This is a genomic window from Pseudoalteromonas sp. J2K-J599, assembly GCF_059295115.2.
Genome location: NZ_CM200271.1, coordinates 2,048,343 through 2,071,539, shown reverse-complemented (window position 1 = coordinate 2,071,539; position 23,197 = coordinate 2,048,343). Strand labels below are relative to the sequence as shown.

Annotated in this window: 19 protein-coding genes; 7 read left to right on the top strand and 12 right to left on the bottom strand. The window is 40.3% G+C overall.

What is annotated here, in order from left to right:
• The first annotated feature begins 62 nt into the window (after positions 1-62).
• Positions 63-503 carry a GNAT family N-acetyltransferase gene (locus AC5NT5_RS09380; RefSeq protein ID WP_494512961.1) on the top strand — a complete coding sequence of 147 codons (441 nt, stop codon included), beginning with the start codon at positions 63-65 and terminating at the stop codon, positions 501-503.
• A 263-nt stretch (positions 504-766) separates the two neighbouring features.
• Here the strand turns inward: AC5NT5_RS09380 and AC5NT5_RS09375 are convergent, their stop codons facing one another.
• Together AC5NT5_RS09375 and AC5NT5_RS09370 are read right to left on the bottom strand one after the other, a co-directional pair.
• Positions 767-1,204 (bottom strand): cupin domain-containing protein, encoded by a 438-nt coding sequence (locus tag AC5NT5_RS09375; protein ID WP_494512962.1) that lies wholly within the window; start codon positions 1,202-1,204, stop codon positions 767-769.
• A 14-nt stretch (positions 1,205-1,218) separates the two neighbouring features.
• On the bottom strand, positions 1,219-3,066 hold the full coding sequence (locus AC5NT5_RS09370) for a DUF5060 domain-containing protein (RefSeq protein WP_494512963.1): 1,848 nt from the start codon (positions 3,064-3,066) through the stop codon (positions 1,219-1,221).
• A 157-nt stretch (positions 3,067-3,223) separates the two neighbouring features.
• On the opposite strand from AC5NT5_RS09370, the gene AC5NT5_RS09365 reads away from it, so the two are divergent.
• Positions 3,224-4,363 (top strand): endo-1,4-beta-xylanase, encoded by a 1,140-nt coding sequence (locus AC5NT5_RS09365; protein ID WP_494512964.1) that lies wholly within the window; start codon positions 3,224-3,226, stop codon positions 4,361-4,363.
• 68 nt (positions 4,364-4,431) lie between these two features.
• On the opposite strand, the gene AC5NT5_RS09360 is transcribed toward AC5NT5_RS09365, so the two are convergent.
• The 6 genes from AC5NT5_RS09360 to xylB all read right to left on the bottom strand — a co-directional run bounded on the left by AC5NT5_RS09360 (position 4,432) and on the right by xylB (position 11,776).
• The gene (locus tag AC5NT5_RS09360; protein WP_494512965.1) at positions 4,432-5,409 is read right to left on the bottom strand and encodes an aldose epimerase family protein; all 978 of its coding nucleotides are present in this window, start codon (positions 5,407-5,409) and stop codon (positions 4,432-4,434) included.
• 13 nt (positions 5,410-5,422) lie between these two features.
• Entirely contained in the window at positions 5,423-5,806 is a 384-nt protein-coding gene (locus AC5NT5_RS09355) for a hypothetical protein (RefSeq protein WP_024593043.1), read from the bottom strand.
• A gap of 107 nt (positions 5,807-5,913) precedes the next feature.
• The gene (tkt, locus tag AC5NT5_RS09350; protein ID WP_494512966.1) at positions 5,914-7,932 is read right to left on the bottom strand and encodes a transketolase; all 2,019 of its coding nucleotides are present in this window, start codon (positions 7,930-7,932) and stop codon (positions 5,914-5,916) included.
• A 58-nt stretch (positions 7,933-7,990) separates the two neighbouring features.
• Positions 7,991-8,929, bottom strand: coding sequence for a transaldolase (gene tal / locus AC5NT5_RS09345; protein ID WP_494512967.1), 939 nt, complete (start codon positions 8,927-8,929; stop codon positions 7,991-7,993).
• A gap of 39 nt (positions 8,930-8,968) precedes the next feature.
• Positions 8,969-10,288 carry a xylose isomerase gene (gene xylA / locus AC5NT5_RS09340; protein ID WP_494512968.1) on the bottom strand — a complete coding sequence of 440 codons (1,320 nt, stop codon included), beginning with the start codon at positions 10,286-10,288 and terminating at the stop codon, positions 8,969-8,971.
• A gap of 30 nt (positions 10,289-10,318) precedes the next feature.
• Positions 10,319-11,776: a xylulokinase gene (xylB, locus tag AC5NT5_RS09335; protein WP_494512969.1), complete on the bottom strand. Its 1,458-nt coding sequence runs from the start codon at positions 11,774-11,776 to the stop codon at positions 10,319-10,321.
• A gap of 162 nt (positions 11,777-11,938) precedes the next feature.
• Here xylB and AC5NT5_RS09330 point away from each other — a divergent pair, with 162 nt between their 5' ends.
• Positions 11,939-12,895, top strand: coding sequence for a Gfo/Idh/MocA family protein (locus tag AC5NT5_RS09330; protein ID WP_494512970.1), 957 nt, complete (start codon positions 11,939-11,941; stop codon positions 12,893-12,895).
• A gap of 94 nt (positions 12,896-12,989) precedes the next feature.
• Here AC5NT5_RS09330 and AC5NT5_RS09325 read toward each other — a convergent pair whose 3' ends face one another.
• Positions 12,990-14,600, bottom strand: a complete 1,611-nt coding sequence (locus AC5NT5_RS09325) for a glycoside hydrolase family 43 protein (RefSeq protein WP_494512971.1) — start codon at positions 14,598-14,600, stop codon at positions 12,990-12,992.
• A 211-nt stretch (positions 14,601-14,811) separates the two neighbouring features.
• Here AC5NT5_RS09325 and AC5NT5_RS09320 point away from each other — a divergent pair, with 211 nt between their 5' ends.
• Together AC5NT5_RS09320 and AC5NT5_RS09315 are read left to right on the top strand one after the other, a co-directional pair.
• Entirely contained in the window at positions 14,812-15,852 is a 1,041-nt protein-coding gene (locus tag AC5NT5_RS09320) for a LacI family DNA-binding transcriptional regulator (RefSeq protein WP_007585144.1), read from the top strand.
• A gap of 59 nt (positions 15,853-15,911) precedes the next feature.
• Positions 15,912-17,315, top strand: coding sequence for a sugar porter family MFS transporter (locus AC5NT5_RS09315; RefSeq protein WP_404936274.1), 1,404 nt, complete (start codon positions 15,912-15,914; stop codon positions 17,313-17,315).
• 219 nt (positions 17,316-17,534) lie between these two features.
• Here AC5NT5_RS09315 and AC5NT5_RS09310 read toward each other — a convergent pair whose 3' ends face one another.
• Both AC5NT5_RS09310 and AC5NT5_RS09305 read right to left on the bottom strand, forming a co-directional pair.
• On the bottom strand, positions 17,535-18,902 hold the full coding sequence (locus AC5NT5_RS09310) for a TrkH family potassium uptake protein (RefSeq protein WP_182672168.1): 1,368 nt from the start codon (positions 18,900-18,902) through the stop codon (positions 17,535-17,537).
• On the bottom strand, positions 18,899-19,558 hold the full coding sequence (locus tag AC5NT5_RS09305) for a potassium channel family protein (RefSeq protein ID WP_024596486.1): 660 nt from the start codon (positions 19,556-19,558) through the stop codon (positions 18,899-18,901). The genes AC5NT5_RS09310 and AC5NT5_RS09305 overlap by 4 nt, the downstream gene beginning before the upstream one ends.
• A gap of 182 nt (positions 19,559-19,740) precedes the next feature.
• On the opposite strand from AC5NT5_RS09305, the gene AC5NT5_RS09300 reads away from it, so the two are divergent.
• Together AC5NT5_RS09300 and AC5NT5_RS09295 are read left to right on the top strand one after the other, a co-directional pair.
• Positions 19,741-21,045 carry a DUF4118 domain-containing protein gene (locus tag AC5NT5_RS09300; RefSeq protein ID WP_188162286.1) on the top strand — a complete coding sequence of 435 codons (1,305 nt, stop codon included), beginning with the start codon at positions 19,741-19,743 and terminating at the stop codon, positions 21,043-21,045.
• Positions 21,038-21,706 (top strand): response regulator, encoded by a 669-nt coding sequence (locus AC5NT5_RS09295; RefSeq protein ID WP_101163047.1) that lies wholly within the window; start codon positions 21,038-21,040, stop codon positions 21,704-21,706. Before AC5NT5_RS09300 ends, AC5NT5_RS09295 begins: the two co-directional genes overlap by 8 nt.
• 47 nt (positions 21,707-21,753) lie before the next feature.
• Here the strand turns inward: AC5NT5_RS09295 and AC5NT5_RS09290 are convergent, their stop codons facing one another.
• Complete coding sequence (locus AC5NT5_RS09290) at positions 21,754-23,196, bottom strand: sugar porter family MFS transporter (protein WP_494512972.1); 1,443 nt, start codon at positions 23,194-23,196, stop codon at positions 21,754-21,756.
• Between the last annotated feature and the right edge of the window lies 1 nt (position 23,197).

The following is a 23,197-nucleotide window of genomic DNA, read 5'->3' as shown; positions in this document are numbered from 1 at the left end:
GCTAGTTAGCCTCATGTTTTATTGGCATATTAAGTGTTTTCGTAAACTTTTAGTGAGTAAAAATGAAGAGCCAAATTGCAAAGCAGATAGCAGATCTACTAAATACTGAGAATCAGTTAGTAGTTAGGTATACAGAAGAAAAAGTATTAGATTCATCAGGTAATTATATTTATGAAGAAGCTGATAATTCCATTAAGGCATTTATTGAATGCAAAAAAGTTCAATGGTACCAGTTTGAATTATGCCATCTAACAGTCTCTCCAGGTTTTAGAAGGCAAGGTCTTGGAAAAATAGTCATTAATAAAGCACTTGAGCATGCCAAAATAAATGGCGCAAAAGTGGTGCAATGTACAATTCGTGATGATAATACTGAGAGTAAAAGTCTGTTTTCTAAATGTGGTTTTATTCAAATATCTACATTCTATTACCCTGGAAGTGGAAATAATGTAGGTGTTTGGCAAAGAGTTGTCAGTATAAATGCATCATATGAAGCTTATAAATAAAATGTGCGTCTCATTTGGGTGATATAAAATAATAAAGTGTGTAATAAAAATGCTTGGAGTGTAAAGCAAGAGACAAATCGAACTCTTGGTTTAATTCTAGGTACCTTATTGAAATATAATTTTGATAAATATTTGTAAATGAATAAAGCTTAAAACAGCCTGACCTAATATCAGGCTGTTTTTCCCACTCTAAAAGCGAAGCGTCTCTTAACCTCTTTGTGAATAATTCTCTTGCTCTATTTCACTTTAAAAATCACCCAAAACTACTTAGCCTGATACCTCACTACCACAAATTTAAGCGACACATCGCCGTTGTTATAAATGCCGTGTACGTCGTTAGGGGCTGCAAATAAAATATCTCCAGTATGCGCTGGCTGGCTTTTGCCATTAAGCGTCCACGTGCCAGAGCCTTCAAGAATCATTAAGTACTCTTCATCAGGATGCTGGTGGGCTGGGTGTATTTCGTTATTAGGTTTAATAACCGCAACGCCCGTAATAGCGCCTTTGGTGAGTGGTGTATCGCCATAAAAGTAAGTATGAAAATCGCCGCCTTCGTAGTGAGTAATGTGCGCATCTTTTTGACTCACAATAGCTGATGTAAGTTGTGTGGGTTTATCTGCTGCGTTTACAGGCAATGCTATGGTGGCTGCGGTTGTAAGTAATACGCCGGTTACACAATGTTTAACTGTTAAATGATTCATGGTTGTTATCCTTATTATTTAGCGCTTAGGTTAATTAAATAAACCCAGTCGTTGTTAGGTGTGTTGGGTGGTGTTGCCAGTTGTGTACTCGTTGCGGTATTTACACAAAAGCGTTTGCCGTTTATGTAGTTGTTAGTTCGTGGATTAAACCAGTCGAGTGTATAGCAGGCGTTTGGTAATGTGACCTGAGCTTGGCTTGTGTTACTAAAATAAAATAAGTAAAACGCTGAGTTATCACTTAACGCCCAGCCTGTTTTTGTAAGCTCTGGGGTGGGTGTAAGCTTTGTAAATGGCACGTATTTTTGAAAAAAAGCAACGGCGTTGGTCATCGCTAAATAGTAATCTTTGTAAGGCGTTAAATCTTGTTCAACAAGGTCGCCGCCACCGCCTAAATAAAACTCAATACCTGCGCCACCTGCCATAAATGTGGCCCACACGTTACTTTTACGCCACGTATCTACATTGTTTGCATACTCATAAATATAGGCTTCGTCCATGGTGATCACCCACGGGTGAGGATTGTTTTGAGTAAGCTGGCGGTACTTTAAAACATCGCCGTAAGTGGTGTTTGTTTTAAGTTCACCTTGTAAGCTTGCGCCTGTGTAGGCGGGGTAACCCAAAATATTGTCGTTTGGTTTATCGTAAATGTGGTAGTCGAGCGACGGGCCATTGTGTACAACAATATGCTCAGGATAGTAGGTGAGTGATTGGAAGTAATCGGCAAATTGCTTTCTTTGTTTTGTGGTATTAGCTTTTTGTTGTTTATCGTCGCCGCTTGGATCTTGCCAGCCGTTTTCTTCGCCTATATTCCACGTGGTTGCTAAATGATAGCCAAAGCGGGCAAATAACTCGCGATAGTAAATTTTACGACTAACAGCAAAATCGTTTTTAAGCTGGCTTTCGTTCCATTCAAACAGTGACTCGTTTTCGGTTTCGCTCATTACAAAGTGAGTCATTATGCCTTTTTGCTGCATGTGGCTAAATACAATATCCCACTGAGCTAATTTAGATACATCGTAGCGTGTGGTTTGGGTTTTGCTAAGCCATGGCCAAACTTGGTCGCCATCGCCGTAGGCGTTCATGGTTAAAAAGTAATACGCGTTAATGTTAAGCGACGCTAAATAATTTATTAGCCCAATAATGCCTTTAGAAGATTGATGACTACTGTTATCAGTCTCTGTATTGGTTGTTTGCCATGTAGGGTCGCTATTTTGCCAATGCTTTATGTGCGCTTGGTAGTTACGCTTTGTGGGAGTGGCATCAAACCCTGAAAAGCCAAGCAGCACTTCGGGGCTGTTAGCACCGGCTTTTAAAAAGTACTCTTTTGAGCCATTAAACTGCAAATAGGGTTTGTTAACGTATTCAAGCTTCCCTTTGCTTTTAAAGTCTTTACTACTGGATGACTTAGTGGCGGCGGTAACATTAAACTCGCCTGTTTGTTTATCAAAAAATCCGGCTGATTGCTCATTTGTAACAGTATTTAATGGCACGCTTGCGATATTACGGCCTTTAACAAATGAGAGTGTATAGCGCCATTTGCCAAGCTCGTTGGGCGAAAACAAAACCTGCCATTTGTTGCCTGCTGTTGCATGTGTTTGAGCAGTGTTTGCATCGGCTGCATAATATCCAGGTACTGTATATTGCTTATTAGTGGGGCTGGTAAATGTGGCGTCTAAGCGGTAATCGGTAAAAGGGTTAGGCGTGGCAAGCTCGCTGGTGTGCGGGCCTTCAAGGGTTAAGCTAAATTTATGCCAAATAGGCACGTGAGTGCTGGTTTGATCTGCTCGAATTAGGGCGCTGAATATAAATGAGGCGAAAAATGCGCTAATTAACAGAAGCCGTTTTATTGTAATTTTTTTCATGTGTATCCTTGCTAATTTTGTTGCTAGTAAAGTGTGTGATTAAGGAATATGTACTGTGTTATTTTTGTTCAGTCTATTTTAACAAAACGTTGTTGTCAAAAGGACTATATGGTGTTAGGTTTACATTGCACACTAAAAAATAAACAACAGGTAAACCATGCATAAAAATAAACTTACAATTGCTATTTTATTAGGAATGTCGAGCCTTGCACTTGGCTGTAATGGCTCAGCAGAGCAAAGTAAACCAACATTAAAAGCGCCGGAGCAATTAACGCTTAAAGCGCAATTTAAAGAGCACTTTAAAATAGGTACAGCGATTAGCCGAGACCAAATATTAGGGGCTTTGCCTGAAGATTTAAATGTGGCTAAAACGCAATTTAATACCTTTACGCCAGAGAACTCAATGAAGTGGGAGCGTATACACCCAGAGCTTGAAACCTACGATTTTGAAGCCGCTGATGCGTTAGTTCAGTACGCACAAGAGAACAACCAAGAATTAGTTGGGCACACATTAGTGTGGCATTCGCAAACGCCTGACTGGGTTTTTGAAGACGAACAAGGCGAGCCGCTAACCCGCGATGCATTACTTAAGCGTATGCAAAACCATATTAATGCAGTTGCAGGGCGCTATAAAAACCGTATTTTTGCATGGGACGTGGTAAACGAAGCACTTAACGAAGACGGCACACTGCGTGAATCTAAATGGAGCACCATTATTGGTGACGACTTTATAGAATATGCGTTTAAATACGCTAAGCAGGCAGCGCCTAATGCCAAGTTATATTACAACGACTATAACTTGTTTAAGTCAGAAAAAAGAGCTGGTGCAATTGCGCTTATTAAAAACTTGCAAAATAAAGGTATTCAAATTGATGGAATTGGTATGCAAGCGCATTATTCCCTTGATAACCCAGAGCTTTCGTTAATGGAAGACTCTATTGTGGCATACGCTGCCACAGGTATTGATGTGATGATAACCGAGCTTGATATTTCGGTATTGCCATTCCCTGAAGGTGAAGAACAAGGGGCTGATATTTCGTTAGATATTGCGCTGCAAGAGCGATTTAACCCATACCCAGATGGTTTGCCTAGTGAAGTAAACACCCAGTTAGGCGAGCGCTATAAAGCCGTGTTCGACATACTTAAAAAACATGACGACAAAGTAAGCCGCGTTACTTTTTGGGGTATAAGCGATGCACGTACTTGGCGCAACGATTGGCCAATGCAAGGGCGCACCGATTACCCACTATTAATTGACCGTGAGTTAAAACTTAAAAGCTTTGTAAGCGATTTATAATTGCACTAAACATTTAATCTCCCGTAAAGGATCGCTTAATAGCGATCCTTTTTTGGTTTATAAAATAGCTATTTTTTATTGGTTTTAGTTAAGCAGTAACTAATATGCGTTTGCAAAGGCACTTGTGGTGTTAAATAGCTAAATGGGAAGTGTGAGTTATTGGGGCTGTCGGGGCAAAATTGCGGCTCTAGGCAAATACCGTCAAATTGGTTAAACGGGCTTTTTAAATGCTGCCCTGTATACACCTGAATGGCAGGGTAGTTAGAAAGCACACTCAGCATTACTTTTTCATCGGCGCTAGTAAGCTCTGCGTGTTGCTTATTGGCTTGCAGATTAAGTACTTGCTCGGTTACAAAGTTATGATCGAGTTTATCGATTTTATTAAGCACCCGCGCATTTGTGTAGTCAAAAGTTGTATTTGCTACAGGGGCTATTAAACCTGTGGGAATGGCGTTTGTATCTACGGGGGTATAATGCGCGGCGGCCAGTTTTAATGTATGCCCTTGTGCGCTGTTAGTAATGCCATTTAAATTAAAATATGGGTGCGCTGTTGGCCCTGCAATGGTTTTTTTATTACTGGTAATCGTAAATTTAATATCAAGATTACTTTGGTTTTTACTGTTAGTGGTAAAGGTATACAGCACGTTAAATATAGTTTTACCGGGGTAGCCGTTGTAACCATCAGGCAAGGTAATACTTAAACTTAACGCATTTTTTTGATGATAATCGAGCTGCCAAAACAAGTCGCTTAATGCTTTTTGACCGCCGTGGAGTTGGTTTACGCCTTCGTTTTTATTAAGCGCATAGGCTTTATCATCAATGTTTATTTGGGCGTTACTTAGCCTGTTTGCATAAGGGCCGGCTATAGCGCCTAAGTAAAACGTGTCGTTTAAATAGTCATTAATATTAGAATAGCCAAGTACAATATTTCGTTTTTTATTATCAACATGGGCAACCCAGCTGGTAAGCCGGGCACCATAGTTAATAATAGAAATAGTGTCGTTTGCTTCATTACTTAGTGTGTATTGAACAATTGAAGTTGTCATGTTGGTTACTCTTTTAATTGTTCGTTCTGGCTTTTTTAATTTCTTCTTTTACGATTGGGTACAGATCGTATGTTGGATAAAACTCAGTGCTGTAGGCTTTCCAACCATAACGTTCAATCGATAAATTTACTTTTGGTAATAACGCTGCCGGAAAGCGCAAGGTAACAACTTGCCCTATGCCCATCATTACTTTCCAAGATTCTACTGTTGCGCCCTCTGGCGGGAAGTGTTTGTAAAAGTTAGCGTTGTTTAGTATTTCTTTTATTTCAGAGAGGTTTTTTGATTGGTCGTGCTTTAGAAAAATCGTTAGCATTAGTTCATCATTTTGCTCGTCATTTGCCCATGCGTTAAAACTAGTACTTGCACTAAAAAGCATAATTAATAGTAAGTATTTCATAGTTCACCTTTGTTAGTTAATTATAAAAATGCGCCGAGCTTTGAAAGGCTTAGCGCATTAATTGGATAAAGTTTGGATTATTTAGCGCATTACGCGTACTAAATATATTAAGCGTTGGCTTTAATTAACGCCTGCGCGGTGCTCACTACATTTTTGGTGGTAAAGCCAAAATGCTCTAATAACACGTTACCTGGCGCCGACTCACCAAAAGTGCTCATACCAATTACTTTGCCTTGTAAGCCAACATATTTAAGCCAGTAATCTTGATGTGATGTTTCAACTGCAATACGGTTTGCTATCGAGTTTGGCAATACACTTTGCTTGTAATCGTCTGATTGTAGATCAAACAATGTGGTGCTTGGCATTGATACCACACGCACTGCAACACCTTGTGCTGTCAGCTCTTTTGCGGCTTGCATTGCTAAATCAACTTCAGAACCCGTTGCAATTAAAATAAGCTCAGGCACTTTATTGCTATCGCTAAGAATATAGCCGCCTTTTTCTATGTCGCTAATTTGCTGAGCTGTACGTGGCTGGTGGTTGAGCCCTTGGCGACTAAAAATAAGCGCGGTAGGTTGCTGCTGATTTTGTATCGCGTTTTTCCACGAAACGGCGGTTTCTACTGCGTCACATGGGCGCCATGTTACTAGGTTTGGCGTCATACGTAGGTTGGCTAGTTGCTCAATAGGTTGGTGAGTTGGACCGTCTTCACCTTGGCCAATAGAGTCGTGGGTATACACAAATATATTTTGAATACCCATAAGTGCCGACATTCTTACTGCGTTACGGGCGTATTCCATAAACATTAAAAACGTAGCACCGTAATTAATAAAACCACTGTGCAGTGATATGCCATTCATAATGCCGCTCATACCAAACTCGCGCACGCCATAAAACAGGTAATTACCGCTGGCGTCATCTGCGCTTATGCCTTTGGAGCCAGACCACAGCGTTAAGTTAGAACCGGCTAAATCGGCAGAGCCACCCAGTAACTCTGGTAAATGCGGGGCAAAGGCTTCAATGGTGTTTTGCGAGGCTTTTCGGCTGGCAATGTTAGCGGCGTTATTGTTGCACTGTGCAATATAGTTGTTTGCAATGGCTTCGAAGTTGTCAGGCAGGGTGCGCTTAATTACGCGGCGCTCAAATTCTTTAGCAAGCTTTGGGTGGCTTTTGGTGTAGTCGCTAAATAGTTGCTGCCATTGTTTTTGTTTTTTATCACCGCTTTGTTTAGCGTCCCAATGGGCGTAAATATCATCACTGATACTAAATGCTTCATTTGGGAGGTTTAAGAATTTACGTGCAGCAGTTATTTCGTCATTACCTAATGGCGAGCCATGGCAGTCGTGCGAGCCTGATTTATTAGGTGAACCAAAGCCAATCACGGTTTTACAACAAAGTAGGGTGGGTTTATCGCTCACTTGTTTTGCTTGTGCAATAGCGCTTGCAATTTGTTCTGGGTCGTGACCGTCTATATCTTTTATTACATGCCAGCCGTACGCTTCAAAGCGTTTAGCGGTGTCGTCGGTAAACCAGCCCTCAACGTGTCCGTCGATAGATATGCCGTTATCATCCCAAAAAGCAATAAGTTTACCCAAGCCTAGTGTGCCTGCAAGCGAGCATGCTTCGTGCGATATGCCTTCCATTAAACAGCCATCGCCCATAAAACAGTAAGTGTAATGATCAACAATATCAAAACTCTCTTTGTTAAATTGCGCTGCTAGGGCTTTTTCGGCAATGGCCATGCCTACGGCATTTGATAAACCTGCGCCAAGCGGACCTGTGGTTGTTTCAACACCTGGGGTGTAACCGTATTCAGGGTGGCCTGGGGTTTTTGAATGCATTTGTCTAAATTGTTTAAGCTCGCTAAGTGGTAGTTCGTACCCGCTTAAATGCAATAAAGAATAAATAAGCATAGAGCCGTGACCGTTACTGAGTACAAAGCGGTCTCGGTTTGGCCAATTTGGATCGGTTGGATTGTGGTTTAAAAAATCGTTCCACAGTACTTCGGCTATATCGGCCATACCCATAGGTGCGCCCGGATGCCCTGAGTTTGCTTGCTGTACCGCATCCATACTGAGTGCACGAATGGCATTAGCAAAAGGCGCACGAGAAGAAAGTCGAGTCATGTATTACCTCAAATAAAATTAAAAAAGCCCGCACGTTATGTGGCAGGCTTGAGGGAAATTAGTTTAGTAAGTCTTCAACCAATTTAGCCAAAATACGCTGATCTTTGGCAAAATTACGAATACCTTCACCGAGCTTTTCGCTGGCCATTGCATCTTCGTTGTGCTGCCATAAAAATTGCTCGTGGGTGAGTGGGGTTATGTCGCTTTGCGGTGCTTTGGCAATGTTTGCAGCGTCAAGCTTTGTAACCAGTTCACCTTCTTGGCTTTGTAAATCATTGAGTAATGATGGCGAGATAGTCAGTAAATCGCAGCCAGCAAGTTCGATTATTTCCTGGGAATTTCTAAAGCTTGCACCCATTACCACGGTTTTATAATCGTACTTTTTATAGTACTGATAAATACCTGTAACCGACTGCACACCAGGATCTTCGCTTGGGGTGTATTCTTTATTATCGCGGGCTTTGTACCAATCAAGAATACGACCAACAAACGGAGATATAAGCGTTACGTTAGCTTGTGCGCACGCAATGGCTTGAGCCATCGAAAAAAGCAGCGTTAAGTTACACTTAATGCCTTCTTTTTCTAACTGCTCGGCGGCTTTAATGCCTTCCCATGTTGAAGCAAGTTTAATAAGTACGCGGTCTTTTGAAATACCCGCTTGCTCGTAAAGTGAAATAAGCTTACGCCCTTTGGCAATACTTGCTTGGGTATCAAACGATAAACGCGCATCTACTTCGCTCGATATACGCCCAGGTATTACTTTTAGTATTTCACAGCCAAAGTTAACAATAAGTTGGTCGCATATAGCGTCAACGTTGTTGCCAGCTTTATTTATAGCGTCTTCAATTAAATGTTTATATTGAGGTAATTTTGCAGCTTGTAAAATTAACGAAGGATTGGTTGTTGCATCAACCGGTTGTAGGGCTTTGATTGACTCTACATCGCCACTGTCGGCAACGACTGTGGTTACTTTTTTGAGTTGTTCTAACAAGTTCATAATGATGTACGCCTCGGCTTTAAAACCGAGGCGATGTCCTTATACGTAGCGGTTAACAATATTCTCAAGCAGTTCTTGGCGACCAGAAACTTGCTTAGGATCGATGTTGTTCTCGTGTACTAAGGCTGAAAGGCTCTCAAGTGATTGCTCACCATTTAGAATGCTTTGACCTAGGTCTTCTTTCCAACCAGCGTAACGTTTTTCAACAAAATCAGTCAGCTCGCCACCTTCAATCATTGCTGCTGCATTGAGTAATGCTTTAGCCATCGTATCCATACCGCCAATGTGACCAATGAATAAGTCATCACGCTCACACGATTGACGACGAAGCTTAGTGTCAAAGTTAAAGCCACCGGTTGTAAAACCGCCATTCTTTAAAATTTCGTAAACGACAAGTGTGCACTCAGCTACATCGTTAGGGAATTGATCTGTATCCCATCCGTTTTGCATATCACCACGGTTAGCATCAATACTACCCATAATACCTTCAGCGCAAGCAACGGCAATTTCGTGGTGGAAGCTATGACCTGCAAGTGTTGCGTGGTTTGCTTCAATGTTTACTTTAATTTCGTCTTGTAAGCCGTGCTTGTGTAAAAAGCCTGCAACCGTTGCTGTATCGTAATCGTACTGGTGCTTAGTTGGCTCTTGTGGTTTTGGCTCAATTAATAATGTGCCTTTAAAACCAATTTTTTTCTTGTGCTCTACAACCATTTTCAAAAAGCGTGCGTACTGCTCGCTTTCTTGCGCAAGGTCTGTATTTAGTAGTGTGTCGTAACCTTCACGACCACCCCAAAGTACGTAGTTTTCGCCGCCTAAACGATGCGTAATTTCCATTGCATGTTTAACTTGCGCTGCTGCATATGCATACGTATTAGGATTAGGGTTTGTTGCACCACCGGCACAAAAACGTTTGTTTGAGAACAAGTTAGCAGTACCCCACAGTAGTTTTACGCCTGTGCGCTGCATTTCTTTTTCGATAATGTTAGCTATGTGCGTTACGTTATCGTGGCTTTCTTGTAGTGTTTTGCCTTCAGGGGCAATATCAACATCATGAAAACAAAAGTAAGGTACGCCTAGTTTTTCGAAAAACTCAAAAGCTACTTTTACTTTTTGTTCAGCAAGTTCTAATTGGTTGCCTACAGGTTGGATCCAAGGGCGGTCAAACGTACCTTCACCAAAAATATCAAACCCTGTAGAACAAAAGTTATGCCAGTAACAAGCTGCAAAACGTAAATGTTCTTTCATTGTTTTGCCAAGCACTACTTGGTTTTCGTCGTAATAACGAAATGCAAATGGGTTTTTAGAGTTTTCACCCTCAAATTTAATTTTTTCAACGTTTGTGAAAAATTGCTCGCTCATATTGTGCTCCATTAATTTTATAATAGTGTTTTAAAAGTATGTTTTTACACTTTGATAAAGTGCTTTGTATGTTGTGTATTGCTGTGCGTAAAAGTCTTGCATGACTGGGTCTGGCTCAATTGTTTGCGTTACTTTGCCGTTAACACACACTTGTTGTACAGGGAGTTGTGTTACTGCTATTCGGGCAAGTCTTGCAGCGCCAAATGCAGGGCCAACTTCTGAGCCTTCTCGGTAAATTAGGGGGCGGTTGAGTACACTTGCGATGATTTTTCCCCAAAGCGGGCTTTTAGCGCCACCACCAATTACTGTTACATCGTCAATTTGTGCGCCAGCATCAAGCAGTACTTGTTGGCCATCGGCAAAAGCAAAGGCAACGCCCTCGAGTACTGCACGGCCAAGGGTTGCTGCATCGGTGTCGCTGTCTAAACCAAAAAACACGCCTTTTGCGTTGGGGTTATTGTGCGGCGTGCGCTCGCCAGTTAAATAAGGTAAAAATATGACTGAGCTTGGTTTGCTAAAATCGCATTTACTTACTTGTTCAAGGAGTGCGCCTTCGTTTTCAAAACCGGTTAATTGAGTCACCCAGGTTAAACAGCTTGCTGCGCTTAACACCACTGACATTTGGTGCCAGGTGTTTTCAATACAATGACAAAAAGTATGTACTGCACCTTCTGGGTTAGGCAGGTATTTTTCGTTGGCAACAAAGTAAACACCCGAAGTACCTAACGATAAAAATCCTTGTTTTGGCTTTACTACACCAACACCTGCAGCGCCTGCAGCATTATCGCCACCACCTGCAACAACAGGCACTTGTTCCATACCCCATTTAGCAGCAACTTGGGCTGTTAATTTGCCAGTAATTTGTGTGCCCTCAAAAAGGGTAGGCATGTGCTGCTCTGTTAAGTCGCAAGCGCTGAGCATTTTTTGCGACCATGCTCTTTTTTCTACGTCTAGCCACAGTGTGCCTGCAGAGTCAGACATGTCTGATGCAAAATCGCCGGTCATTAAAAAGCGTAGGTAGTCTTTTGGTAGTAATACTTTGGCTACTTTTGCAAAGTTTTCTGGTTCAAACTCTTTTAACCACACCAATTTAGGCGCAGTAAAACCAGGCATTGCTATGTTGCCGGTTATATTACGAGAATTTGGTTCGCGTTTTTCAAGCTCTACACATTGTGCTGCACTGCGCCCGTCGTTCCATAAAATGGCTGGGCGAATAATGTTATTGTTTTTATCAAGCAGCGTAGCGCCATGCATTTGCCCAGAAAGGCCCACAGCCTTTACCGATTTTAGTAATGCAGGGTGAGTATTTTTAAGATTCTCGATTGCACTACAGGTAGCAAGCCACCAATCTGTAGGGTTTTGCTCAGAAAAAAGTGGTGCTGGGCGTGAAACGCTTAAAGATCCACTTGCTTGAGCAAGCAATTGGTCTTGCTCGTCTAAAATAATTACTTTTACACCTGAAGTGCCTAAATCGATACCAAGGAACATGAATGTGATACTTAATGTTGTTTTAATGTTAGCGCTAACATTAATGATTTGATATTGTTAAGTCAAGCTAGTTTTAAACTATGTTTAACAATTAATTTGCAAGTTTATTGCTTGGTTGTTGGAGTTCACTTAAATTTCTTTTTAAGATCATAAGGAAACACGATGAAAAAAATAAACTGGGGTATTGTTGGTTGTGGCCGAATTGCTGCACAATTTTGTGAAGACTTAGCACATACAAATAATGGTGTTGTGTACGCAGTTGCAGCAAGAAATGGAGATGATGCAACCGCTTTTGCGAGCAAGTATGGTGCGGCCAATGCTTACGAAGGGCATCAGGCATTATTTGACGATAAAAACGTTGATGTAGTTTACATTGCGACCCCGCATAACTTTCACTTTAAAAATGCCAGCGATGCTATTAAAGCAGGTAAGCATGTATTGTGCGAAAAGCCCATTACGGTTTCGGCTGAAGAGTGCAAGCAGTTGTCTTTACTGGCTAAAAAGCACGACGTATTTTTAATGGAAGCCATGTGGACGTACTTTTTACCTGCAATACAAAAAGCAAAACAATGGGTAGAGCAAGGGCGAATTGGCACTATTAAACATGTTAAAGCTGACTTTGGCTATCCTGTGCCTTTTAATCCCGATGGGCGTGAATACAACCCAGATTTAGCGGGCGGTTGTTTACTTGATATGGGAATTTATCCGCTTGCCATTACCAATTACTTTTTAAATAACGACCTTAAAAACTTACACGTAAGAGCAAATATTCGCTACAAAGGCGTGGAAGACGATGTACTTATTACTGCTAATTGTGGCGATGTAATGGTGAGCTTAGCAACGTCATTTCAATGCCGGTTAGGGAATGGCGCGTATATTATTGGCGACAAAGGCTATATAAAAATACCCGATGCATTTAGGGCTTATGAGTGCTCTTTGTATGAGCTTGATGATTTAATTGAGCATTTTGAAGATGGCAGGCAGTCACAAGGTTATAGCTTTGAAGCCCAAGAAGTAGGGCGCTTACTGAGCGAAAACAAACGAGAGAGTGACATTATGAGCCACTCTCAAAGTTTACTTTTACAATCACAAATGGAACGTATTAAAGCCCTGTTTTAAAATAGTTTTAAGAGAACTTTAAGAGAACTTTAAGAGAACTTTAAAGCAGTTTCAAAAAGCTTTCAATCAAATAATAAACTTAACTGGCGGCGATTTATTCGCCGCTAGGTTCGTCATAATTAAAAAATGAATAGTGAGCTTCTTTATTTCTCCCCGATAAGTCTTGGCACGCCATCCCCACAAAAGCACCGGTAAAACACGGGCGATACCCTTGCGGTGATTGCTGCACGTAATCATCAGATAAAATACTGCCATCGAGCACTGGACCAAACTTTATCCAGCAGTTTTCCTCGGTGGCGTAGTAAAACTGCAGCTGAGCGCCATTAAAATCAGCTTTTAAGTAAACAGGTTTGTTTGTTTTAAGCAAAAGCGGTGCAACAGGCGTGCTTGTTTGGTATTTATCGCAGCTTATTATATTTAAATAACGTGGTGTGGTTTCATCGCCTACATCGCCGCCGCTTATATGCAAATAGTAGTAATGAGCGGTGTTGTAATAACATACTAGCCCCGCCATTTGCTGAAAACTGCTCGGCGCAAAATCAACGCATGTGCTGCTAACAGTATGATGAGCCTGTACACGCCTGGCAATAAAACTTTGCTGATGCAATGAGCTTAAAGACTCTTTTCCCACTAGGGTGAGCGATGCTTTTTGAGTATTTTTATACACCCAGCTTTTGCACATGGGCATACGCAATGACTGAAAATCAACAGTCAGATCATCTTTACTAAAATCAATATGTGTTGTGGGTTGCGGCTGTGGGTTTAGTGTTAAACCTTCAACGGGTACGTGTACTCTGGGGGCTTTATTTGTGTGTTTTGCATAAGGCCAGTCATCGTCTTTCCAGATTATTTGCTCAATCCCTGTTTCACGCCCTGTAATGCAGCGGCCACGCTCAGACAGCGGTCTTGATGTCAAAAATACCGTGTACCAATCACCGGTTTGTGTTTGAAAAAAATCTCCATGGCCACATTTTTGTAGCGTATTACTCGGCTCGTGGGCTGCTGTAATAACGGGGTTGTGCGGGTGTACTTGGTAAGGGCCAAATACGTTTTTAGCACGCGCTACACTAATGCAGTGTTCATACCCAGTGCCACCTTCAGCGGTAATTAAATAGTAGTAATCGCCGCGTTTTAAAATATGTGGGCCTTCAGTGCAACCAAGTTTTGTGCCTGAAAATATAGGTTTAACATCGCCTATTAATTTATTGGTTTTTAGGCAAAGCTCTTGCATTACTATGCCACCAAATAGTGCGTTGTTGCGGTGATCAACCAGCATGTTTAGCAAATAGCTTTTACCGTCATCATCGTGAAAAATAGACGGATCAAAACCGCTAGAGTTTAAGTAAGTCGCTTGTGACCAGTTACCGGTAATATCAGTGGTTGATACAAAATAGTTTGGCGTGTCTTTGTAAGGGCCATCAAAGCTTTTTACATTGGTATATACCAAATAAAAACGGCCATTATTGTAACTAAGTTGCGCAGCCCATACGCCGCAAGAATCAGGCACTCCTCGCATATCGAGTTGCTCTACGGTGTTAAGTGCTTGGCCTATAACTCGCCAATTTACTAAATCGGTAGAGTGGTGAATTTGCACACCGCCAAACCATTCAAATGTTGAAGTGGCTATGTAGTAGTCGTTATTAACTCTGACAATGTTTGGGTCTGGGTTAAAGCCTCTTAGAATTGGGTTTTGCAGCATGCTCATAATATAGGCCTTTTTAAGTTTTTTATATTATTGGATGTGAATATTATAAATTTGTTGTTAGCGCTAACATTTTCAGTGTAGTATAAGACTTTGTCAATAAGTAATCATTTAAAACGCGCTGTAAACAATATCAAGCTTTACAATTATGTATAATGAAATTTAAGAAAGTTAATTATAACAATCCACTGATTGTGAGTAGGTAATAACAGTAATGGCCGATCCTAAAAGAGCAAGAATACAAGATGTAGCCGAGCAGGCTGGTGTATCAATGATGACAGTTTCGCGTGTGCTCAACCAAGACAAAAAAGTAAGCGACAAAACCCGCGAAAAAGTAATGGCTGTTGTTGAGCAATTAAACTACCGGCCAAATGTGTCTGCTAGGCGCCTTGCTAGTACTAAGTCATTCTTTTTAGGGCTTTTATACGATAACCCAAGTGACTCTTACATAAGCCAGTTTTTATTGGCAGCGCTTAAAAAATGCCGCGCACTGGGCTACCACCTTGTTGTTGATGAAGCGCATACCGATATTGACAAAACAATTGAATCGGTAAAGCAACTTATTGATGTTACACAGGTCGATGGCATGATTTTACTGCCACCTATGTGCGACAACGAACAGGTTTTAGATGTGCTTACTAAAGCACAAGTGCCATTTGTAAGAATAACGCCAGATACAAAATTAAATCGCTCCCCTTATATATGCATGGACGATTATCAAGCGGCGTTTGATGTTACAGAGCATTTAATAAATCAAGGGCATAGCAAAATTGCACATATTATTGGCGACACTAAACAAGGTGTAAGCCGTTTGCGTTACCAAGGTTATTTAGATGCGCTGCGCTCTAATAAAATAATAACGCCACCTGAGTATATAGAGCAGGGCAGTTTTACCTATCAATCGGGTATGGAAGCGGCAATAAAATTGCTTTCGCTTGATGATAAACCAACGGCTATTTTTGCAGCTAACGATGATATGGCAGCCGCTGTAATCTCAATAGCTCAAAAACAAGGTATTAATATTCCAAGCGAACTGTCGGTTGTTGGCTTTGATGACACGCAACTTGCAACCATAGTTTGGCCAAATATTTCTACGGTAAAACAGCCCATTAATGAAATGGCTGAGCTTGCGATTACTTTACTTGCATCGGGTCAGTATAACGATTTAAGCAATGTAAAAAGCTTAGACTTAAGACATATTTTAGATTTTGAATTAATAGAAAGAGAATCAAGCTCAACCAATAAAAACAACTAAATAAGCACACCCTTTTGAGCTTCAAAATCTATATAAAATAACAACAACACACAATATGGATACTTATGAACGAGAAAGAAAATGTACTTTTAATCGTACTGGTTTGCTTTGTTGCGACCATTGGCGGTTTTTTATTTGGTTTTGACAGCGGCGTAATTAACGGCACTGTTGATGGATTACAAACGGCGTTTGGCTCCAGTAGTGCGGGTACGGGATTTAACGTATCGAGCATGCTAATTGGTTGTGCCATTGGTGCGTTTTGCGCAGGTCGATTGGCTGATAAATTTGGTCGGCGTCCAATTTTACTTTTTGCCGCTGCTTTATTTATTATAAGTGCTTGGGGCTCGGGTGTGTCAGTCACATCGTTTGAATTTGTGATTTATCGCATTTTAGGCGGCTTAGCTGTAGGGGCTGCATCGGTTATGACCCCAGCTTATATTAGCGAAATTGCCCCCGCACGATACAGAGGCACGCTCTCTACACTTCAACAAGTGGCTATTATATTTGGTTTGTTTAGCGCATTTGTGAGTAACTATTTTTTAGCAAATACGGCTGGCGGCTCTACGGCTATATTTTGGCTCGACTTTGAAACATGGCGTTGGATGTTTTGGGTTGAGTTATTACCTGCATGCTTGTTTTTAATCGCTTTATTTTTTATCCCTGAAAGCCCTCGATACTTAATTATGGCTGGTAAAAAAGACGCTGCTGCACGTGTTTTATCGTCATTATATGGTGCTGAAACTGCCTCTCTTAAATTAAATGAAATAGCAGAGTCTCTTGCTGGCGATAAACACCAACCTAAATTATCTGATCTTATTGATAAACCTAAAAAACGTTTACGCCCCATTGTTTGGATAGGAATTGGCTTAGCTACATTTCAGCAATTAGTCGGCATTAACGTTGTTTTTTACTACGGCGCGGTACTTTGGCAAGCAGCCGGTTTTACTGAATCTGACGCGTTACTTATTAATATAATAAGCGGCTTTGTAAGTATTTTAGCAGTGTTTATTACCATGTATTTTATAGACAAAATTGGCAGAAAACCTTTTTTGTTAACCGGCTCAATTGGTATGACGGTTACGCTTTCTGTTATTGTTTATGCCTTTTTAAACGCAGATATTGGCTCAACAGGTAACTTAGAACTAGGAGAGCAGGGCATAGTTGCTTTAATAGCCGCTAATGCGTATGTTTTCTTTTTTAACTTATCGTGGGGCCCTGTAATGTGGGTTATGTTAGGCGAAATGTTCCCTAACCAAATTCGCGGCTCTGGCCTTGCAGTTACCGGCTTTGCCCAGTGGATAGCTAACTTTTTAATTACCTGGTCGTTCCCTGTTATGCTCACAGGCATTGGTTTAGCTGGGGCTTATGGTTTTTACGCATTTTGTGCGTTTGTTTCAGTCATATTTGTATTTAAGTTTTTACGCGAAACCAAAGGCAAAGAGCTTGAACAAATGAAAGGATAAATATTACCCTTTTAATAAGCGCCAAAACTATTGTAATGGTTTTGGCGCTTATTTTATTAATTTTCATATCTGCAATAATAAAGTGAGGTTATAGTTACCTTTGTTTTTTCTATAAAAGTCTCTCAATTGATAAAGCCATATTTAGGAGTCGCTAATTTCCTTGCTTACACTGCCAAAAACCTTACATAAATTATGCTGGCTAAGTGGCCTTAATAATAGTTACCCTATTTGTATGGTTGTTTTAGCAAATTTAAGAGGTTGTAATTTAGGTTTTGCAAAACAATAAGCAAATGTCAGTGGACCTACTCTGCCAATCAGCATAAGTAAAATTATTATTAGCTGGCTTGGCATACTTAAATTACTAGTAAAATCACGAGATAGCCCTACAGTGCTCAATGCCGAAATTACTTCAAAAGTAATATCTAAAAGAGACGCTTGCTCGATTTTACTCATAATCATGATGCTTAAAAAAGCCGTAAATAAGTATAAAATTACAACACTCAATGCTTTTATCACAAGTTTGTCGCTTAGCTCTCTGTTAAATATGGTTACCTGTGGTTTTTGGCGTAAATAGCTATACATAGCAAGTAGTAAAATAACAAAAGTTCCTATTTTAATGCCGCTTGCTGTACTTACCGAACCGCCACCTATTACCATTAATAACAATGTAAGCAATGTCGAGTCGGAACTGAGCTGGCTAATAGGTAAAGTATTAAAGCCTGCAGTACGTGGTGTAACTGCTTGAAACCAAGCAGCAATTACTTGCTCGTTAATAGGTAGGTTGGCAAGTGTGGCTGGATTTGAATATTCAAATAAAAAAATAAGCAAAAATGCACAGCAATTAATTACAGCACTTGCAATTAATACAATACGTGTATTAGTTGCTAATTTATGCCAGCGACGTTGTTGATATATATCTATTAAAACGGTAAACCCTAAGCCACCGATTATAAATAATGCACTGATAATAAGATTAACAGATACATCACTTTTAAAAGCCATTAAGCTATTACTATCGAGTGCAAACCCGGCATTGTTAAAAGCCGAAATAGTATAAAATAGACTTTGATAGGCGCTACCCGCAATACCATAGTCATCTACCCAGCTAATAAAAAGTAAGCAAAATGCTATAGTCTGAATTATTAGCGAGTAAGTTATTACACATCTAGCTACATGGATCACTCCATTTAAATCGCTTGTATCGAATGCTTGGCTTGCAAGTAAACGTTGTTTTAATCCTAAGTTTTTACCAATACTTAAAAATGAAATAACGGCCACGGTCATAAAGCCGATTCCTCCAATTTGAATAAGTACCATAACAACACATTGCCCAAATGTGGTTAGCGCAGTGCCTGTATCAATAACAACTAAGCCTGTAACTGTAACCGCAGAGGATGCAGTAAAAAAAGCTTGAATAAAGCTAAGCGATTCAACACTTGCAAAAGGTAATAGTAATAAGCAAGTGCCTAAAATAATGAGAACAAAAAAACCAGCAGTTAAAATTAAAGGGGGGTTAACAGGCCTTTTCAAATTTTTTAAACGGCGATTAAATTGCTTTGGAAGTACGTGTGCTTGCCAGTTGATCATAAAGCTTTAAACCGTTTGGTGAGTTTTGTTAGGTAATGTTTAGAGCCCAGTAATACAAGGCTATCACCATGGCGTAACTCGGTGTCGAGTGTTAGGTCTGTATTAAAATTATCATCTCGGCGTAAGGTGAGCGGTTTTATATCTGAGTTACGCTCTTTTAAAAGCCAGCCAATATTGCGCCCTGATAAATGTAAATCTATGGCAAGCTCAACAATAAATGTAGATTGTGTAAGCGCAAAGTACTGGTTAACCATAGGGTAGTTAAGTGCATGTGCTACTCTGATACCCATTTCTTCTTCGGGGTGAATAATACGGGATACGCCAAGTTTACTTAAAATTTGATGGTGACTTTTAGAGCACGCCTTAACCCATATTTGTTTAACACCAAGGTTTTTTAAATGCAGCACGCATAAAATACTCGCTTCTATATTTTCACCGATTGCAACTAATACAGCTTGGCAGCTGGTTAAGTCGAGTCGAGCAAGCTGTGTTTCATCACTAGCATCTAAAATGACAGTGTAATTTAACTGATTAGCAAACGTGTTAATGGTGCTTTCGCTTATATCGGCTGCGCAAACGTGATGCCCCTGATTAGCAAGCTCAAGCGAGGCGGTAACACCAAAACTACCTAATCCAATTACTGCAAACTGTGCCATGTGCGTTCCTATTTAAAAAATACTACATAGCAAAGACTATGGAATTTTAGAAAAGAGTCACCCCATATCAATTAAGCTTTATAAACATTTAACACTACAGCCAAAAATCTTTATAAAAACTTTATACACAACGTATTAAAAAGCAGTAACCTATAAAAAGAGAATTTTATGGGAGTGCACAAATGGGTATTAATAAATGGCTTAAGCCGCTTTTATTAACAACAATTGCGCCTATTTTTATTGTGCTGGCTATTTTTCCAGTTCGAGAGTGGCTAACGACCACCGACATTGTGATGTTGCAATTACTTTGGGTGGCATGGGTTGCGGTGCGTCAAAATGCCGCCTTAGCGGGGATTACAACGTTAGTTAGTGTGGCATGTACCGACTGGTTTTTTGTACTGCCGTACTTTACATTTCATATCGAAAAAATTGAATACTTAGTCACTTTTACTGTCATGCTTATAGTTGGCTTGATGATAAGCAAATTGGCGGGCGAGCTAAGTAAAAACGTTCGTGATACCCAGTTACATGCCAGTAATACACGATGTTTATATGAGTTAGCTAAGGCGCTTAATGGGCTTGATGATATAAACGCTCAGCGCCAAGTATTTACAACATCGATTAAAAACCATCTAGGTATTACACTTAGTTGGAACAATAATACAATGGATAATGGAGAGTACTTCAATATCGAACAAAACACACAATGGGGCGGCTTTATTTCAGATGCCGAACTTAGTCCTGAAAACCGTGCGTTTATAGATACGGCACTGTCTTTGTTGTTTCAGGTCCACGAAAACTCAAATCTTAGAAACCAGTCGGCATCGATGAAAGTACAAGCAGAGTTAGAACGTGCTAAAAACGCATTGCTGCGTAGTTTATCTCATGATCTACGCACGCCTTTGGCGACTATTATGGGCTCATCAAGCATGTTAGCTGACGAAAATATTGAGCTAAGTAAGGCATCAATTACAGAACAAGCAAAAAATATTTATGAGCAAAGTGAAATCTTAAATCAGCATTTTAATAAAGTGATGGAGCTTAGCCGGGTAAATAAAATAGGAGAGCAGCTAGCATGGCAAGCTATCAACGTACATACACTGGTTACTGAGGCTAAAGCACGCAGGCAGCAGCAATTAAGCGGTTTTAACTTAGCGTTAGTCTTTGATAAAGCTACTTGTTGTATAGGTGATATAACACTTTTAGAAATCGCGCTTGCGAATATATTCGAAAACGCGGCACGTTACGGTGATGGAGTGGCGACAGTGGACTTTAATACTGAACGAATTGCTAATATAACACACTATAAAATAGCCGTAAGCAATCTCATAGTTACTCATCCAAGCAGTTCGGATGAAGGAGTTGGGCTTGGTAGCGTAATTTGCGATGTAGTTGCTCAGTTTCATCAAGGCGAATTTGTATTAGCTATTGATGAGCTGACCCAAGTAGCCACAGCAATACTTAGCTGGAGTGCAAAGAATGATTAATGTATTGGTGCTAGAAGACTCACCTGCACTGCAAAGTTTTTTAAAAACATTACTAGGTGCCAGTGGCTATAACGTATCAATTAGTGCGAAAGGGCTTGATGGTTTTTCATTAATGAGTGAGCAAAGCTTTGACTTAGTGTTACTTGATTTGGGATTGCTTGATATGGATGGACAGGCTTGGTTACTTGAAGTACGACAATGGAGCCAAATACCAATATTAGTGCTTTCGGCTCGCGATGGCGAGGTGGAAAAGGTTACAGCCCTTGATAATGGGGCAAACGATTATATAACCAAACCTTTTAGTGCAAACGAACTTCTGGCAAGAATGCGTGTGCTACTAAGAGTAAATACACAGCCCAGTTTGGCACTGCAATGCGGTAACATCATTATAGATCCGCATAAGCACACAGTTACGCTTAACAGCAGCGATGTAAAGCTCACTAATAAAGAATATAAAATTTTGCTTATGTTATTTCAAAATAAAGATAAAGTGCTTACTCATAATGCTATTTTAAGTCAGGTATGGGGGGAGCAATACATTAATAGACCTGAGTATATTCGTGTACATGTAGCGCAACTAAGACAAAAGCTTGAGGTAAACCCTGCAAGCCCTATTCATATCTTAACTGAGCCAGCGGTAGGTTATAGATTAGTTGGGTAGGCACTAAAAAATTATCGTCCTAAATTTAGCTATTTAGGACGATAAAGTTATACGTTTTCTAGTTTCGTTCCTTTGGTTTCAGTTACTAAGTAAATAACAAAAAGTACCGATATAAAAGCAAAAAAAGCATAGAGCGAATACGCGAGTGCAAGCCCTCCACCGGCTAGCAATATTGGAAAGGTCATAGTAACTAAAAAGTTAGCCAGCCATTGAGCAAGCCCTGCAAGCCCTAAGCCTAATCCTCTCATGTTATTTGGAAATATCTCGCCGAGCATTACCCACATTACAGGACCCCATGAAAGGTTAAAAAAGAATACATATAAGTTGGCCTGTACGAGTGCAGTAAAGCCCCAGTCGCCAAGTTGTAATTGTCCTTGAGGGTCTATAGTGCCGTTAGAAAATGCGACAACCAAACCAATGAGTGAGAAGGTCATGCCTATTGAACCGATTAATAAAAATGGCTTTCGGCCTAATTTATCAATAAGCGATAAAGTAATAAAGCAGGCAACTAAGCTAATTACGCCACTAATAATATTGATTAAAAGCGCATCTGATTCTGAAAAACCAACAGCCTGCCATAATATAGCGCCATAATAAAATACCACGTTAATACCGACTAGTTGCTGTAATGTTGCAAGCCCAATTGCAATATAAACGACTGGTTTTAGCTTGAATGAGTGTGCTTGAAATAAGTTACTTATCTTTGTTTTTTCGCTATTACCTAATGACTGCCTTATTTCTTCCCACATTGATTTGGCGTTTTTAGCACCGAATAACTGCGATAGAATTTTCATTCCTGCTTGTTGTTTATTTTTCATTGCTAAATAACGCGGGCTTTCTGGAATAAAAAATAAAGTGACCAAAAAAATAGTTGCAGGGACTAATTCTATCCAAAACATCCATCGCCACGTATCAAAGCCTGACCAAAGTACTTCGGTTGAGTTCCCTGATATTTGTACTAATGAATAGTTACTTAAAAAAGAGCAAAATAATCCTAAAATAATAGCAATTTGCTGAATAGAAGTAAGCGTACCACGTAAACGTGCCGGGGCTATTTCACTTATATAAGCGGGCGTTAGTATTGAAGCTGCACCTACCGCTAAGCCGCCAATTAAGCGATAAATTATAAATTCCCCCGACGCCCCTGCAATGCCTGAACCCCAGGCACTGATAATAAAAAGAACAGCAGTTGCAAGTAATACCTTTTTTCGACCAAAGTGATCGGCGCTTTTACCTGCTATTAATGCACCAATAGCGCAGCCTAGCAGCATACTTGCTACATTAAAGCCGGTTACTACGCTGTCTGAGTTAAAGGCACCTTTGAGTCCATCAACTGTGCCATTAATTACACCGCTATCAAAACCAAATAAGAATCCACCAATCGCAGCTACGCAAGCGATAAAAAATATACGTAGCAAGTTCTCATTTTCGATACTCTTTAATTGAATAGATGTACCACTGAGCGTGGGATCTGTTGCTGTATTTTCCATT

Excerpts from the sequence above, each read along its gene's own strand:
- AC5NT5_RS09380 (WP_494512961.1), top strand. The coding sequence starts at position 63 with ATGAAGAGCCAAATTGCAAAGCAGATAGCAGATCTACTAAATACTGAG.
- AC5NT5_RS09375 (WP_494512962.1), bottom strand. The coding sequence starts at position 1,204 with ATGAATCATTTAACAGTTAAACATTGTGTAACCGGCGTATTACTTACA.
- AC5NT5_RS09370 (WP_494512963.1), bottom strand. The coding sequence starts at position 3,066 with ATGAAAAAAATTACAATAAAACGGCTTCTGTTAATTAGCGCATTTTTC.
- AC5NT5_RS09365 (WP_494512964.1), top strand. The coding sequence starts at position 3,224 with ATGCATAAAAATAAACTTACAATTGCTATTTTATTAGGAATGTCGAGC.
- AC5NT5_RS09360 (WP_494512965.1), bottom strand. The coding sequence starts at position 5,409 with ATGACAACTTCAATTGTTCAATACACACTAAGTAATGAAGCAAACGAC.
- AC5NT5_RS09355 (WP_024593043.1), bottom strand. The coding sequence starts at position 5,806 with ATGAAATACTTACTATTAATTATGCTTTTTAGTGCAAGTACTAGTTTT.
- tkt (WP_494512966.1), bottom strand. The coding sequence starts at position 7,932 with ATGACTCGACTTTCTTCTCGTGCGCCTTTTGCTAATGCCATTCGTGCA.
- tal (WP_494512967.1), bottom strand. The coding sequence starts at position 8,929 with ATGAACTTGTTAGAACAACTCAAAAAAGTAACCACAGTCGTTGCCGAC.
- xylA (WP_494512968.1), bottom strand. The coding sequence starts at position 10,288 with ATGAGCGAGCAATTTTTCACAAACGTTGAAAAAATTAAATTTGAGGGT.
- xylB (WP_494512969.1), bottom strand. The coding sequence starts at position 11,776 with ATGTTCCTTGGTATCGATTTAGGCACTTCAGGTGTAAAAGTAATTATT.
- AC5NT5_RS09330 (WP_494512970.1), top strand. The coding sequence starts at position 11,939 with ATGAAAAAAATAAACTGGGGTATTGTTGGTTGTGGCCGAATTGCTGCA.
- AC5NT5_RS09325 (WP_494512971.1), bottom strand. The coding sequence starts at position 14,600 with ATGAGCATGCTGCAAAACCCAATTCTAAGAGGCTTTAACCCAGACCCA.
- AC5NT5_RS09320 (WP_007585144.1), top strand. The coding sequence starts at position 14,812 with ATGGCCGATCCTAAAAGAGCAAGAATACAAGATGTAGCCGAGCAGGCT.
- AC5NT5_RS09310 (WP_182672168.1), bottom strand. The coding sequence starts at position 18,902 with ATGATCAACTGGCAAGCACACGTACTTCCAAAGCAATTTAATCGCCGT.
- AC5NT5_RS09305 (WP_024596486.1), bottom strand. The coding sequence starts at position 19,558 with ATGGCACAGTTTGCAGTAATTGGATTAGGTAGTTTTGGTGTTACCGCC.
- AC5NT5_RS09300 (WP_188162286.1), top strand. The coding sequence starts at position 19,741 with ATGGGTATTAATAAATGGCTTAAGCCGCTTTTATTAACAACAATTGCG.
- AC5NT5_RS09295 (WP_101163047.1), top strand. The coding sequence starts at position 21,038 with ATGATTAATGTATTGGTGCTAGAAGACTCACCTGCACTGCAAAGTTTT.
- AC5NT5_RS09290 (WP_494512972.1), bottom strand. The coding sequence starts at position 23,196 with ATGGAAAATACAGCAACAGATCCCACGCTCAGTGGTACATCTATTCAA.